General features: G+C 61.2%; 5 protein-coding genes. All 5 read right to left on the bottom strand.

The features are described 5' to 3' along the window. Positions 1–42: 42 nt before the first annotated feature. Complete coding sequence (locus ACPPVV_RS01150; protein ID WP_426701652.1) at positions 43–771, bottom strand: fimbrial biogenesis chaperone; 729 nt, start codon at positions 769–771, stop codon at positions 43–45. Continuing rightward, a complete protein-coding gene (locus ACPPVV_RS01145; RefSeq protein ID WP_426701651.1) occupies positions 771–1,313 on the bottom strand; it encodes a Csu type fimbrial protein in 543 nt (180 codons plus the stop codon). Before ACPPVV_RS01145 ends, ACPPVV_RS01150 begins: the two co-directional genes overlap by 1 nt. A gap of 695 nt (positions 1,314–2,008) precedes the next feature. Then, positions 2,009–4,939 (bottom strand): EAL domain-containing protein, encoded by a 2,931-nt coding sequence (locus ACPPVV_RS01140; RefSeq protein ID WP_426701650.1) that lies wholly within the window; start codon positions 4,937–4,939, stop codon positions 2,009–2,011. Between the two features lie 1,151 nt (positions 4,940–6,090). Beyond that, a complete protein-coding gene (locus tag ACPPVV_RS01135) occupies positions 6,091–10,503 on the bottom strand; it encodes a beta strand repeat-containing protein (protein WP_426701649.1) in 4,413 nt (1,470 codons plus the stop codon). Positions 10,504–10,758: 255 nt separating this feature from the next. After that, positions 10,759–15,180: a beta strand repeat-containing protein gene (locus ACPPVV_RS01130; RefSeq protein WP_426701648.1), complete on the bottom strand. Its 4,422-nt coding sequence runs from the start codon at positions 15,178–15,180 to the stop codon at positions 10,759–10,761. Positions 15,181–15,390: the final 210 nt, after the last annotated feature.

Raw genomic sequence — 15,390 nt, 5'->3', positions numbered from 1 at the left:
TTCCAAAAGCGCGGCTTCATTCTGTGCATGACGGACAAGTTCTCACCGGGCCGGAATCGTCAAATCGGTCTGGATGGTTCCCACTTCTCCTTGGGCGGTGAGCCGCAGCGTGTGATCAGTCGATGTATCGACATCGACGATCCAGTCATGGGCAGCCCCGGGCAGTACGTAAACAGGCAAAGTCGAAATGGGCAATGCCTGACCGCCTTGCACCATCACGAGTCCGATCTGAGTGAACCATGCATGGGAGGAACCGTGATTGGCCACATGAATCCGCACTTTCCCGCTGGCTACCGCGACGGCGTCCCAATGAAGTTCGGGCGAAACCGCAGTTGCAGGGATCACAAACAGGGGAATGCTTAAACGCAATGCTAAGCGCAACCCTTTGGAACCGGGCTGTGGCGGAGGCGGCACCTCTTGCAGAAACAAGCGGTACGCGCGCTCTAGATTCGCTTCCGGCGGCCGACGTGAGCCCACCCTTATCAACTGTGAACCACCTGCGGGAATGGTGAAGATCGGCGGAGTCCCCAGGATATCGGGAGCCATATCGTAGCGGTCCTTACCATCCGGTTGAGTCCATGACACCGCCCGCAACTGAATCACTGCAGGCTCTGCCCCGGTATTACGAACCGTCATGGCGCTTACTGGACGCGCGCGCGAGAGCTCGGCTCGAACCGGATTAACCTGGAACGATCCTGCCAGTGCCATGGTTGCACCGGCAAAAAAAAGCACCAGGCTGCAAGCAGCCCGGCGCAAAGACAGATTTTTCATCAGAACGTGACGGTGGCCAGTACGGTGTCGCTATAGTTGCCCACCTTGACGTTCTGGCCGCCCGCTATGCTTCCGTAGACCGGTGTGCTCACGGGCGCGCCCGTGCCAACCACGTCCACCCCCGTGTCAGACGTATTGCCCCAAACTGTGCCGCAGTTGGAATCCGAGCAAAGCTGGTAGGAAAGATAGTCGTCTGTACCGCTCAACATTCGACGCAAAGGGATTTCACCTGTCGATGCAGTATCAGCATTCAAGCCCTCCCCCAAGGTGACCTTGGCGGTGAAGCCGTTGGTACAGGTCGTGCTGATGCTGCCTTCGCCCGACAGCGCGTCGGCTAAGTTGGCACCGATCGTGTCGTACTCTCCAAATGAAAGGCCAGCAGATGCATCGATGGTGCAATTTGCCGTAACGGTAGCTGAAACTGCCAAACTGGAGCTTTGCGGACTAGCCGCCTGTGCCGTGCCCGTCATGGTACCGATGGCCAAGATCATGGCGATCGACAGGGCCGACTTGCTGGAATACCACGTGGAATTCGTGTGCATGATCTTGATCCCCTGATGATTGTCGAAAGCAGCTGCTATCAGCTGTTGGCCTGCATGCACCTCGACGTCTGCCGTGGTCGCACGTAAGCCCATTGGCAGCCTACGTCGACGATCACTCCGTTGTCGCGACACTTTGTCCCTCCAGTAGCCTAAACGGTTATGTCGGCATTATCTGGCAGCCCATCCCCGTCGCTGGGGATGACGAGTGCACGCAAACTTCACCAATCTGGAAAGCAGAATATCGAGGTTAGATTCTATAAGTTGGGAATTCGATATGACGAAGCGCTCGAAAACCGGGCGCATAGGTCTGCCCCGAAAAACCTGCCGAATTGCCCGCAACGGGGCTATGCGACATCCGTCGAAGACGTAATTTGACCTTTAATGCCGAAGGGCCCATCCATAGGCCGAACTCCGTTAACTCAACTAGCTCTTCGACATGCGACGTCTCACGACGGTGCACGGGGCGTTAAAGGGTAAGGGGCCGCCCCGTTTGTCAGATGATCGGGAATATAGGCCCGCTCACCCAACTTGCGCATCGTGCGCATTTTCTTAATTACTTGACATGTGATGCATCGCTTCGGCTATCCAATGTAAATCGGGCATGGAGCTATGCGCTGGGCCGCGGACAGCGGTTCATTACGCCTGCAAACTCACCCCTGCGGTTACGTCGCCTTGATGGATTTCGCTACATCTCCTCATTGGTCTATCTCCGCCTTATCTGTTTTTAGCGGAAGTCCACCTGAAGCTGGACACGGGCGACCGAGCAGATAACCTTGTCCTAACTGGCAGTTCATGGCGATTAAGGCGTCGCGTTGGCTTTGCATTTCAATGCCCTCGGCAATCACTTGAATATCAAGTGCCCGAGCCAGCGCAAGGATTGCCGCCACGACCGTTGAGCTGCTCATTTCCCATGGCTTGTCCAAGTCATTTACAAAGGCACGATCGATTTTTAGCATACGCAGTGGCAGTGTGTGCAGGTAGTGCAATGACGAGTAACCAGTACCAAAATCGTCCAAGGCCGTGCCTACGCCGACTGACTGCAGCCTAGTCAACATGATACGAACAGCATCAGGATTATTCAGTAATACTTCTTCGGTAATCTCCACGATGACTCTTTCTGGTGCAAGGCCAAAACGACCAAGCAAACTGATCAATCGCGCATCAAAGTCCTCATAGCCCAAATGCAATGCGGATACATTGAACGTGACGAAGGCCTCATCATGGACATGTTGTGCAAATGACTCGAAACTGAGCTCAAACATCCGCCAGTCAATCGCTTCGATCAAATTGCAATCCGTGGCCACCTTCAGGAAATGCGCCGGCTCCAATACGCCACGTTCGGGATGATTCCAGCGAATCAGCGCCTCGTATCCCATCACGACATCATCGTCCAGACGACGAATCGGTTGAAAGTAGGGCTCGAATTGGTTTTCCTGCAATGCGCGCCTCAGTTCGATCTCCATCGCCAGCACGTCAATGGTATCTTCCGCCATTGCCACATCGAACAATTCGAAACGCCGACGTCCCAGCCGCTTCGCGCGGTAGAGCGCGACGTCCGCATCGTGCAGTAGTTGGTCCACCGTTTGATAATGGGCATCGCCAATCACGCACCCGATGCTGACCGATACCTGCACAGCCTTGCCGGAAATCATCATTGGTTCATCGAACCTGTCCATGATCCGCTGCGCGACTTGTATCGCTGTTGCCGGCGCGCTTGCGGTTTCTAATAGCACGGCGAATTCGTCACCGGAAAGCCGCACCGCGAGATCGGGGTGACTTAGGCAACTCCACAGATGATTTGCTACCGTCTTGAGGACTTCATCCCCCGCCAAATGCCCAAGACTGTCATTGATGCTCTTGAAACGATCTATGTCCAAGTAAAGCAATGCGTATAATCGTTGACGCTCAGGATGCAATGCGTCCTGCACCCGCTCTACTCGATCGCGCAGGTAACGTCGATTGGGTAGCCCCGTCAGCATGTCATGCATGATCTGATGGCTGAGTTGTTCTTGGATTCGCTTCCTCTCCAGGATCTCCGCACCCAGCTCCCGGGTACGCTCCTCCACGCGCCGTTGTAGCGACGTAACCGATTGACGCCGGTCAAGGCTGTAAGCGATCTGCAGCGCCACAAAACCCAACAGATCTCTGTCCGCCTCCGTATAGAGGACGTCTCCGTTGTAGCCCCACACCGCGAGGAGCCCGATCGATCGACCATCGACTACCAATGGGACGGACAGCCAATGCGTGGGGAAGGGCCTGTCGACCCAAGGATCAATCTCCCCTGAGTCCACCAAGTGTTGAATGGTCGCGGCGTCTCCCAACAGAGGTCGACCTTGCCTAATCGTATATTCGCTCAACGTGCGCGCCAACGGTTTCGAGACAAGTGGCTTTTCGGTCTTATCGATGGCATACGGAAAATCCAATCGCTGGCCACACTCGCTGATCAGGGCGATGAAGGAATTTTTCGCGTTTAGGAACTGGCCGATCACGCTGTGCACGCGTCTGTAAAATTCTTCCTGCTTGATGTCAACCGTGGCCAGCTTCGCGATCTGGTATAGCGCTCCCTGCAAATGCTCCGCGTGTTCCAATTCCTCCAGTTGCCCATAGAGCTCCCGGTTGGCCTCTGCAAGCTCTCTTGTTCGCATCAATACCTGGTGGCCTATTTCCTCCTTGCCCAACTTCCGTTCAAGCGTAGCTTGAATGTGACCGCTGACAAATTTCAGCAACGCCATATCCTCGTCCGAATAGTTCGTATCATCCTTGTAGCTTTGAACTACTACCGCCCCTTGGACACGCCCATCGCGCACCATGGGTACGCCAAGACAATCAGCCCAGTGGGGGCCCACAACAGTCAGCGGACCCGTGACCAGATCTCGTATTTCCGCGATGGTTCCAACCATTGCTCGCCCTTGGGTCACCAGATGCCAAGCAAGAGAACGCTCGATCGAACTCAGCGGAATCCCTTCTCCATCACCGGGGATATTCGGCTCCGCCACATCAACGTGATAGATGTAGCGAATCGATTCGTTTAGTTCGTCATGCAGAACAATAGATAAATTTTCCGCATATATCAGCGTGCCTATTGCGGAATGTATGCATCGAAACACTTCTGATAAAGCACGATCCGAACTAGCCGCTTCGGCGATGGAGAAAAGCGCGCGTTGCAAGCGCTCGGAGCGCTCCAACTCAATGCGCGAGTGCCTCTGGTCGACCCACATCAGCAGCCTCCTCAGACGCCGCCCTGCCAATTGCAATATGGGGTTCAGCAGCGCGATGAACGCCGCAGCCTCGCAGCCTTGCTGCAGGGTTAACAGAAGCAACGTGGCTCGGGGTTCCTCGCAGAGGCGAAACACCACTTCCTGTCGCGCGGGAGCGTACTGCGGAATGCCAGAATCAGCGACGCCGCGAATCCAGGCATTTTGCACCCGCCCGTCGTGGTCATCGGGCTTAATGATGTCGACGACATCCCAAAGCAACGTCGCCGCCGCGCACTCGGCATGGCCCTCAGCGTAATCAACTATCAACTGCCCAAGTTCGCCAGGCATGGTGATGGATTCGAGCTGTTTCAGCCATCGCGCCTGTGGTGATTTCTCATGCGAGATTTCGAGAGCATATATACCGTTCATCGGCCTACGGATTACTCCAATGAAACATGGAATTTGACGGTGTGCCGGCAGTCGTTACCAGGACCCAGACAATGATCCGGCGGGTGCGGCGTCACTTCATCTCACATCGTCATTTCGTGCCGTCAGAAGCGTCAGAATTTGCGCTCCTGTGGCAGTCGGGTGCAGGTAGAAGAAACGGCTGCTTCCATTTCTGCGTGCCGCTGCTACACACAGTTCGCCGTCTACCGAGGCAATCGCCAAAGGCCAACGTCCTGGCGTATCCCATTCGAGACGATGCACCTGCCCATGCTGCGGGCCACCGGCGATAACACATTCCCTAGTACTTTCCACGAGTCTCACCTCTCACCATGCTGGCGGCCAGCAATCGATATTCAGGACAATTCGGCCCAGATGCCATGCGGCTCCGGCCTTCCGCCTTTATAGAGGCAATAAGCTTGCCAAGCCGCCGTGAAAGCTCTCATAAATGATAGAAAATTTTGCGGGTCCCATCGGGCTTCGCAACCAAAGCCGGACCGCACTAAAAGGTACTTAGCGTACGTATACATAGGAACGCTGCCTGCTGCTTGCTTTAGCGCATACATGCAAAGAAGAGTGCGCGTACTCAATCGGCAACGTTGGCTGCAACCGCAACATTCGTCTGACGACAAAATTCTTACCTGTCAGATGAGTCATTGGAAATAACGCTCATTGCGTAACAAAGGTCTCAGGTCATGAACCCCTAAATCATATGCTCCAATCGGTCGAATGCGATACAGGAGCAAAGGCCGCACATCCATTCAGCTGAATTGCGCACAACGCCGTATGACACCAATGGCAAAGAAAATTCAAGCCACTTACCGTAAAAGCTTCGTACCCCGTTCCGGTAAAAGTGGATGAAGTTACTTCGTAAAACGCAATTGTGCTTCTACGTAAGACCATAAAGATGCATGACATAGCCGGCTAGAACTGCAATCAGTACGCATATTAAAAGCCAGCCGCCGCGGTTATTTTTTTCAATCATTCCAACCACTGCCATGACAATTCGTTATTACGTATCGACGAAATACCTTCTGGTATTCACCGGACCAAGGGCTGCATCTGAAGCGCGAAAAAAAGGGAGGGGCAGACAATCTCTGCCCCTCCCCAATCACCCATCTGTCGGGTGCACCTGATTACATGCCAATACCAATATGATTGATGGCGGAGTTGCCCACCGCATTGGCTGTGATGCTGTTGCCTGAGACGGTCACCGGCGAGTTGCTCAGTCCGCTGGCGATCATGCCGATGTGCGCGCCGCTGATGCTGGCGGTCACGCTGGCCGTATTCACCTGGCTGCTGGTCAGCGCCGCGCTCGGCATGCCGGCCACCGAGGCCAGCATGATGCTGTTGCCGGCGCTGTTGCCCGATGCCGACGCCATGACCATATTGCTGCCGATGGCAGCATGGCTGTTCAGCACCGCACCGGCACCGCCGCTGAGGTTGCTGCCGATGGTGACGTTGCTCATCGTGGAGCTGATGGCGGCCGTGTTGCCCTGGACGTTGTTCAACGCGTAGTCGGCGATTGCGGTCGACACGTCGCTACTGTTTCCCTCGGTGCCGACGAAACCTGCGTTCAGAGCCGCCGAACCGACGCTGATGGCGTTGCTCGCGCTGTTGCCGCTGGCCGAGCCGGAGACGCGGTTGTCGGCCAGCGTCACTGCCTGGCTCACGATGTCGCCGTTACCCGTGTCCCGGTTACCGGCAGACACGTCTACACCGCTGACCGTGGTGGCAATGGCGCCCCCGTTCGTCTGCTGGCTGTGCACCGCAGCGGTGGCACCCACGCTGCCCGCGCCGTTCAGCGCGACGCTGTTGCCGGCGTTGTTGCCGCTGGCCTGCGCGTCGAGCTGGTTGCCGGTCACGGTCAGGCTGCCTTCGGTTCCCGCAATGTCGTCACCCGCTAGGATGCCGACCCTCGCGTCGATCAGGCTGGCCGTCGCCGCGCTGGTGCCGACCTGCAAATTGGTCACGGCGAAATCCGCCACCGCGCCGGCAAAGCCATCGAAGCTCTCATTGTCGGTGGAAGCACCCGCCAGGCCGACCTGGCCGTTCACGGTGTTGGCCGCATCCACGCTCAGGGCGTTGGTGGCATTGTTGAGGCCAGTGGACACGTCCACACTGTTGCCGCTGACGGTGAGCGGCATGCCGCCGAACAGGCCATCATCGGCACTGATATCGACGTGGATGTTGCTGGCCGAGGCGTTTACGGCGGACGAGGTGGACTGGCTGTTGAGGATCGCCGCCGAGGCGTCGATGCTGCTGCCCGACAGCGCCAGCCCGTTGCCGGCGGAGTTGCCTTGGCCCAGCACGGTCACCGCGTTGTCAGACACGGTCGTCGGGCTGCCGGTGATGTCGCCCGTATCCGCGCTCACGCCGATCTGGATGCCGGTGGCGCTGGGCGCGATGCTGTCGCCACTGCGCGTCTGCACGTTCGACAGGCCGTAGTCCGCCACGATCATGGACGTTCCACCGAGCGCAACCGCGCCGCGGTAGCCCGCCGCATCCGCCAGTACACCCAGCGTCGAAAGGTAGCCGTCGCCCGCGTTGCCCGACAACCCGCTGGCCTGGACCGAGAACTGATTGCTCGCGGTGTTGGCGACCGCCTTGGCCGATACGCCGTTGTTGGTGACCGTGAGGCTGCCCGCGTCTATCTGTGCTGCCGTCAGGCCGATCGCCGAATCGCTGACGACACCGGTCATGCCGCCGGTGGACGTCTGCGCACTCTGCAGCATGCCGGTGGTCGTCAGGCTGCCGTCGAAATCCAGACCCAGGCTATTGACGGCATAGTTGTCGCGCGCGTCGGCGCTCATGCTGTTGCCGGTAACGCTCTGATTGCTGTCGGTGGCCACGATGACCGCCGAACCGCCGATGCTGCCCCCGTCGATCGTTGCGCTGCGCTCGCCGGAGGTGCTGGTCTGCGCGTTCTGCAGGGTAAAGCTTGCCAACGCGGCCAATGCCGAAGTCCCAGCGTTGTAGCTTGCATCGACGTAGGCGGCTCCGCTGTCGACTAGACTGGTGCCGGACGCGGTCAGGCTGTTGCCGGCGGTGCCATCACCACCGGCCATGTTGCCACCCGCAAAGGCATTCATCGTGTTACCGCTCACCGTACCGGTCAGCGAGCCGGCCTCGCCAGCAAAAGCGTAGCCCATGCCGACGCCACTAACCGTTGCCGTGCTGTCGCCGCTCATCAACTGCAGGTTGCCCAGCGCGGCGAGATCGCCGTTGCCGCCGTGCACCAGGTTGCCAGCGGCCGGTGCCAGGGTGTTGCCGGCACTGTTGCCGATCGCGCTGGCGCCGGCGCTGTTGCCTTGCACGGTAACCGAGTCGCCAAAGGCGTCCAGGCCCACGACGCCGATTTCACCGTCCGCTGTCACCGCGGTCACGTCGGCGCCATCGTTGGTCTGGTTGTTCAGCAGGTTCAGGGCCGCCTGGGCATTGTTGCTGCCACCGTTGGCATCCATGACGCTGCCATTGGCATTGACGCTGCTGGCCAGCGTGAGGCTGCTGTCGAAGGCAGTCGTCAGACTGTTGGTGGCCTGGTTCGCGCTGGCGCTGGCGTTGAGGCTGCCGCCACCGACCGTCAGGTTGGAACCGGCGAAGCCGCCGCCCTCGCTCCCAGTGCCAAGGAAATTCCCGCTCGCGATAGCCGTGATGGCATTGGCGTTGTACTGCCCGCTGCCCAGCACCGCTTTCAACGCACCGGTGGTGCCCGCCGCGGCGAGGCTGGTGCTGGCGCTGTTACCGCTGGCGGTGGCAGCAATCGTGCCGTAGTCGACGCTGGTGTCGTTGTTCAAGACGTCACCTGCGTACATCGCCCCGAGCAGCGAATCCGCGACTTGTGCACCGATGGTCGTGTCAGCGCCATAGTTGCCCTGCAGATTGCCGACCATGACGCCGGGATCGCCGTAATTGGCGTTGCTATGGTCCAGACCCAGCGACGTGGAGGTGCTGAGCGCGCCCGCCCTTAAGGTGCCGGCTGCATCGAGGTTGGAAGCCTGCAGGTCGACCACGGTCTGCGCACTGTTGCCATTCGCGCTGGCAGCGATGCTGCTGCTACCGACGGTCACATCGCCCGTGACGTCGCCAGTCCCCAGCGTACCCACCATGAGGCCGATAGCGCTGGCCTGGATGGCGGTGCGGTCGTTCGCCTGCTGGTTGCCTACCGCCACGCTGGCGTCGAAGCTGGCGCCGTTGGCGGAAACCAGGTTGATGGCGCTGTTGCCGCCTGCGCTGGCGGCCATGTGATCCTGGGTCGCCGTCAGGCTGCCGCCAGTGAGACCACCCACTTCGGCACCGATGCGCGAGTCCACGATGGAGCCGCCGATCGTGCCGCCCTGGTTGCCCTGGGTGTTCAGGAGGGCCAGGTCGGCGGCGGCGGTGCCATGGACGCCATCGGTGACGCCGGCGGCGCCGATCGACAGATCCAGGCTGGCGCTGTCGTTCACGCCCGTTACGTTGATGCCCTGACCGAAGCTGATGGTGTTGCCGCGCACCAGGACGCCGCTGGCATCCACCGCCGCGGCATCGTTGCCCTGGGCGGACGCGCTCATGGTGTTGCCGGTTACGCTGAGCTCACCGGCATACACGGGGCTGTCCAGCTCCGCGCCGATGTCGGTGTCGAGAATGGCCGCCGTGGTATCTCCGCCGATATTGACCTGGCCGTTGACCACGCCCACCGCACCGGCGTAGCTGACCGCGCCGGCAGTGGCGCTGAAACGGTTGTCGCCGCGGTTACCGGTGTCGGCCGCCGTGACGGCGTTGCCGGATACATCCACCGGTGCACTGCCGGAGACGCCGGCGTCGACCAGCGAAATATTCGAATCGGTGATCCGCGCGGACGAGGTCACCCCGCCCGCCACCTGCGCGTTGCCGATCGTCACTCCGCCGGCAGCCGCCACGTCGGCACCGGCCGGCGTGTAGTCCACGCTCACCTGGCCCGCGAGAGCGCTGCTGAAGGGCGTCGTGTTCAGCGCGCCGGTGGCGCGGTTGCTGGCGCCGTTGACCAGGGTCGTCGAATTCAGCGTGTTGCCCGTGACGGCGGCATCGCCAGCCGTGTAATCGGTCACGTCCAGACCGATGTTGTCATGGTCTACCTGCGTGCTCACACCCGCCGTGGCGAACTGGCCGCTGAGAATGCCGATGCCCTGATTGGCGTCGCCCACCGGCAGGCTGTCGTTCTGGATGCCCAGGAGGCCCAGGTCGATCGCGTTGTCAGCGCCGTTGGCGCCGAGGAGGTTGGTGGTCGTGTCCAGCGTCAACGCCTGGAACGTATTGCCGCTGACTGTCAGCGACCCGCCGGAGGCCGGGCCGCGATAGCCCACCTCGCTGTCCACGTCCGCAGCACTTACCGGAGCGGCAGACACCTGCTGGCTGGCGACCATCTGCAGGTAACTCTGCAAGGTCAGCGTCTGCGTGCCCGAAGCGAGGCCATAGGTGGTTTCTGCCGCGGCGGTACTGGCGGCTCCGAGCGACAAGGCCGCCACGATGGCGCCGACCAGCGCCTTGTTTCGGAAATGGTTCGGAGTGTTAATGACAGCACGGTTCATGAGCTTTCCCCTGTGGTAAAAAAATGGAGGCGATCCAGATGAGTCCGCCTCGCTTCAATGTGTGATGGTGGATGCTGCGATTGCGACAGACTCCGCCAGCCTTTCAATGACGATTTCTATGTCGCTTGCGAACGGGACTTCCTGATACGCGACAGTCCTTGCTCCGCCGCATCCTTCCGGCAGACGCCGGTGAAAAAGAGCGTTGCCTGCCCTTCTTCACCGGCATTTCCACTACTTCGATGGGGCCGGTGTTTCTTACTTGCCGATGCCGATGTGGTTGATCACCGAGTTGCCCGTGGCGATCGCGCTGATCGTGTTGTTGTTGACGGTCACCGGCGAGTTGCTGCCGATGCCCGCAACCACGCCGATGGTCACGTTATTCACGGCGGTGCTGATGGCGGCAGTGTTCACCTGCGAGCTGACCAGCGAAGCGCTGGGCATCCCGACGCCAGCCACCGACGCCAGCAAGATGCTGTTGCTGGCGCTGTTGCCTACGGCCGAACCCACCACGCTGTTATTGCTGACTGTCGCCATACTGGCGGTCAGAGCGCCATCGGTGCCCAGGGGATTGCTGCCGATGGCAACCCTGTCCATCGACGTGCCGATGGCGGCATCGTTGCGCTGCACGCTGTTCAACGCGTAATCGGCGATGGCGGTCGACACCCCGGCGCCGCCGTCGGTCGTGCCCACGGTATCGACGAAACCGGCGCCGTTCAGCACAGCCGAGCTGGCGGCGATGGCATTGCTGGCACTGTTGCCGCTGGCGGAACCGGACACCTGGTTGCCGGACACGGTCACGTTGGCCCGCTGGATGTCGCCAACGTCTCCTTCGGTGCCGGCGGCCACGGTGACATGGTTCACCGTCGCGCCGATCTCCCCATCTTCGGAAAGCGACTGCGTGTTGTACAGGGCCGCCGTTGCGGCGACGCCGCCGGTGCCGTTCAAGGCCTCGCTGCTGCTGGCGCTGTTGCCGCTGGCCTGTGCGGTGAACTGGTTGCCGCTGACCGTCAGGCTGCTGTTGCCGTCATTCGCGCCGATGTTCCAACCGGCCTGAATGCCGGCCTGGGCATCTTCCAGCGTGGCGGTCGCCGCGCTGCCGCTACCCTGGCCGTTGACCAGGGCAAAATCGGCCACCGCTCCGGCGAACCCGAGATAGCTGTCGGTATCGTCGGAGGCGCCCGCCAGACCCACGCTGCCGGCGATGCTGCTGTCCGCATTTACGTTCAACGCATTGACAGCGTCGTTCAATTCGGCAAATACGCCCACGCTGTTGCCGGTGACTGTCAGCGGCATGGCGGAGTCCATAGCTCCTTCGGCGGTGATGCCGATGCTCACCCCCTCTGCCTGCGAGGCGACATTGGACTGCATGGACTGTGAATTGAGGATGGCGGCAGTGGCATCGATCTGGCTGCCTGTCAGGCCCACGGTATTCCCGGCGGAATTGCCCTGGCCCAACACGGTCATGCTATTGCCGTTCACCGTTACCGAGCTGCCATCATCAATATCGCCGCCATCCGCCACTGCGCCAATGTCCGCGAAACCGATGCCGGCGTCGATATCGCCGCCATTCCGGACCTGCAGGTTCGACAGGCCGTAATCCGTCACAACGTCCAGCAATCCACCGCTGCCAACGGCGCCACGGTAGCCGTCCGGTGCACCACCAGGCAGCAATCCGCCGCCCGCGGTGCCGTCGAGGCTGACGGCGTCGACGGTGAGCTGGTTGGCGACCGTGTTGGCCACCGCTTTGGCGGACATGGTGTTGCCGGAGACCGTCATGTCGACGTGGCCCGAAGAGACCGTGGCGATGCCGATGACCGCTTCGCCAACAGCACTGGTCATGCTGCCTTCGGAGGTCTGCGCGCTCTGCAGCGCAGCGGTCGTCGCCAAGGCGCTGAAGCCATCCAGGCCCAGCAAATTGGCGGCGCGGTTGTCGCGTGCCTCGGTACTGATGCCGTTGCCGGCGACGGTCAATGAACTGTTTCCGACATCGTCGAATTCATCGTCGATGTAGGCCCCGTCAATGATGGCGACGCGGTTCCCATCCGTGCTCGACTGCGCGTTCTGCAGCGTAAACGCTGCCACGGCACGCTGCTGTGTCGTTGAGCTATCGTAGCTGGCCACGGTGCCGGCACCGGCCTCGTCCACCAGGTTGATGCCGGTGACATGCAGCGCATTGCCGGCCACGCCGTTGCCACCGGCAAGGTTGCCGCCGGCGAAAGCGCTGAACTGGTTGCCTGTCAGGGTGGTGGTCGCGTTCTCGACGTCGCCCGCATAAACCTCGGCGCCGGCGTCCTCCACCGTGGCGGTGCTGCCGCCAGTCATCTGCTGCAGATTGCCCAGCGCGGCCAGGGTACCGCCCTCGCCGTCGCGAACCAGGCTGCCGGCCACCGGCGTCAGGCTGTTACCGGCGTTGTTGCCGATGGCGCTGGCGGCGATGGTGTTGGCCTGCATGTCGGCGTTGGAGCCGGATATTTCGTCGCTGGAGACCGCCCAGATCCATGCGGTCTCCAGCGAGGCATTCACCTCGGCTCCGTCGTTGATCTGGTTGTTCAACAGGACCAGCCCGGCACTGCCCTGATTGCCTGATCCTTCGATCGTGCTTCCGGTGCCACCGTCGGCCAGCGTGAGGTTGCCGTCGAACGCGGTGGACAGGCTGTTGTTGGCCTGGTTGGCAAAGGCGGTGGCGCCGAGGGCGTTGTTGCCGACGCTCACCTGGGAGTCGTCGATACCGTCGCTGTAGTTATGGACCTCGATGCTGGCGCCCCGGACGCTCGCGTTGATGTCGTTGGCGTTGTATTGCCCGCTGCCCAGCGAAGCCGTCAGCGAACCGACGGCGCCGCCTGCATGGGCGGAGGTGCTTGCGCTGTTGCCGCTCGCGTTGGCGGAAACCGCATTGCCATTTACGGTGACGTTGCTGTCGTCGATACCGCCGACGTTATAGACAGCGCCAAGATCGACGCTGCCCACGGCGGCGTCGATCTTGGTCCCTGCGCCGTAGTTGGCCTGCAGATTGCCCACCGCTATGCCGGCCGTGCCGGCATTTATCGAGGTGTAGCCCGCGTTGTTGGCGCTGGCATCCACGGCATCGCCGGTGCTGGCGTTGAAGCTGGTTCCCTGCAGGTCGACCAGCGTCTGTGCGCTGCTGCCGTTGGCTGAGGCGCCGATGCTGCTGTTGCTTACGGTGACATCGCCGGAATTGTCGCCCGAGTTTCCGCCATCGTTGCCGATTTGCACGCCGAGGGTGATGTCACTGGCGTAGGCATGGATGCTGGTGTGATCGTTGCTCTGCTGGTTGCCCGCGGCAACGCCGGCGTCAAAGCTGCTGCCGTTCGCGGAAACCATGTTGATCGCGCTGTTGCCGCCCGCACTCGCGGCAGCATGGTTGTCGCTTGCGGTCAGGCTGCCACCGTCCAGCGTGGTGAGCTGGGCGCCGATGTCGGAATTTCCGACATTGCCGACGATAGAGTTCTGCCGGTTGCCCTGGCTGTTCAGCAGCGCGAGGTCGGCGTCGGCGTCGCCGTCGACAATGCTGTTGCCGAAGGACATGGCAAGGCTGCCCTCGTGATTCGCCCCGGTCACCTCGATGCCCTGGCCGAAGCTGATGACGTTGCCGCGCACCAGATTGCCGTTGGCATCCACCGCCGCCGCATCGTTGCCCTGCGCAGCGGCGCTCAGACGGTTGCCGGAGACGTCAAGCTGGCCGCCAAAGGTGGTGTCCTGCAGATCCGCACCAATATCGGTTTCCGTCACCTTTGCCCGGGTGCGGCCGCCGAGGCTGGCCTGGCCGTTGACCACGCCCACGCTGCCGGCATAGCTGACCGCGCCGCCTGCGGCGGCGGCAAAGCGGTTATCGCCACGGTTGCCGGTATCGGCGGCATTGACCGTGTTGCCGGTGACCGTTATCGGCGCACTACTGGTGCCCGATGTGGTCATCGCGTTGACGAACGTGATGTTGGAGTCGGTCACGTTCGCCAACAACTCAACCTCGTCTGCGATCTGTGCGTTGCCGATCGTCACGCCGCCAGTGGCCTCCATGGCGGCGCCTGCGGGATCGTAGTGGGCGCTTACGCCGCCTCGCTTCCCACCGTCAAAAGGCTTCGTGTTCAACGCGCCTTCGACACGGTTGCTGGCGCCATTGACCAGAGCGGTCGCATTCATCGTGTTGTCGGTCACGGTGGCGTTGCCGGACGTGTAATCGGTCAGGTCGAGACCGATATTGTTGTTGCCCGCCTTTGCGCTCACGCCCTCATCGGCCAGCTGCCCGCTGACAATGCCAATGCCTGCATTCACGCCGCCGCTGCCCAGCAGCACCAGGTCGACCGAATTGTCGGCGCCGTTCGCGCCCAGTAGGTTCGTGTGGGTGGTGTCCTGCGTCAACGCCTGGAACGTGTTGGCGGACACCGTAAGCGAACCGTCGGCGGCAGGGCCACGGTAACCGGCTTCGCTGTCGAGCACCTTGGCACTCAGCGGCGCGAGAAGCGTCTGCGTGTTGTTGATCGCCTTCACGTACTGCTGCAGGGTGAGCGTCTGCACGCCGTCGAACGTATACGTCGAACTGCCGCCGACGTTGTTGGCGGCTGCCGTGCCGGCGGCGCCAAGCGCCAACGCCGCGATGATGGCGCCGACCAGTGTCTTGTTGCGGAAATTGCGTTGCGTGGGACCGGTGCTGCGATGCATGAACTTCCCCTGTGATGAACAGTCAAAGCGGTTTCCCCGTGGGCTCGCTTCGCTCAATGTGCGATCGGTAGGCGCGGGCAGCGGCAAAGTCGCGCTGCCCGGTTTCCGTTGCCGTTACTCGACGATCTGCGAACCGGGTGCCAGCATTGAACGGCGATCCTTTGGCTCGCCCGCCCGCCGGGCAAAGCGGGTGGGAAGGAGCACTGGGCG

This window comes from Rhodanobacter sp. Col0626 (genome assembly GCF_049994385.1).
In the GTDB taxonomy this organism is placed as follows: Bacteria; Pseudomonadota; Gammaproteobacteria; order Xanthomonadales; family Rhodanobacteraceae; genus Rhodanobacter.
The sequence above is the reverse complement of the archived record's forward strand: the minus strand, read 5'-3'. Positions and strand labels throughout refer to the sequence as shown.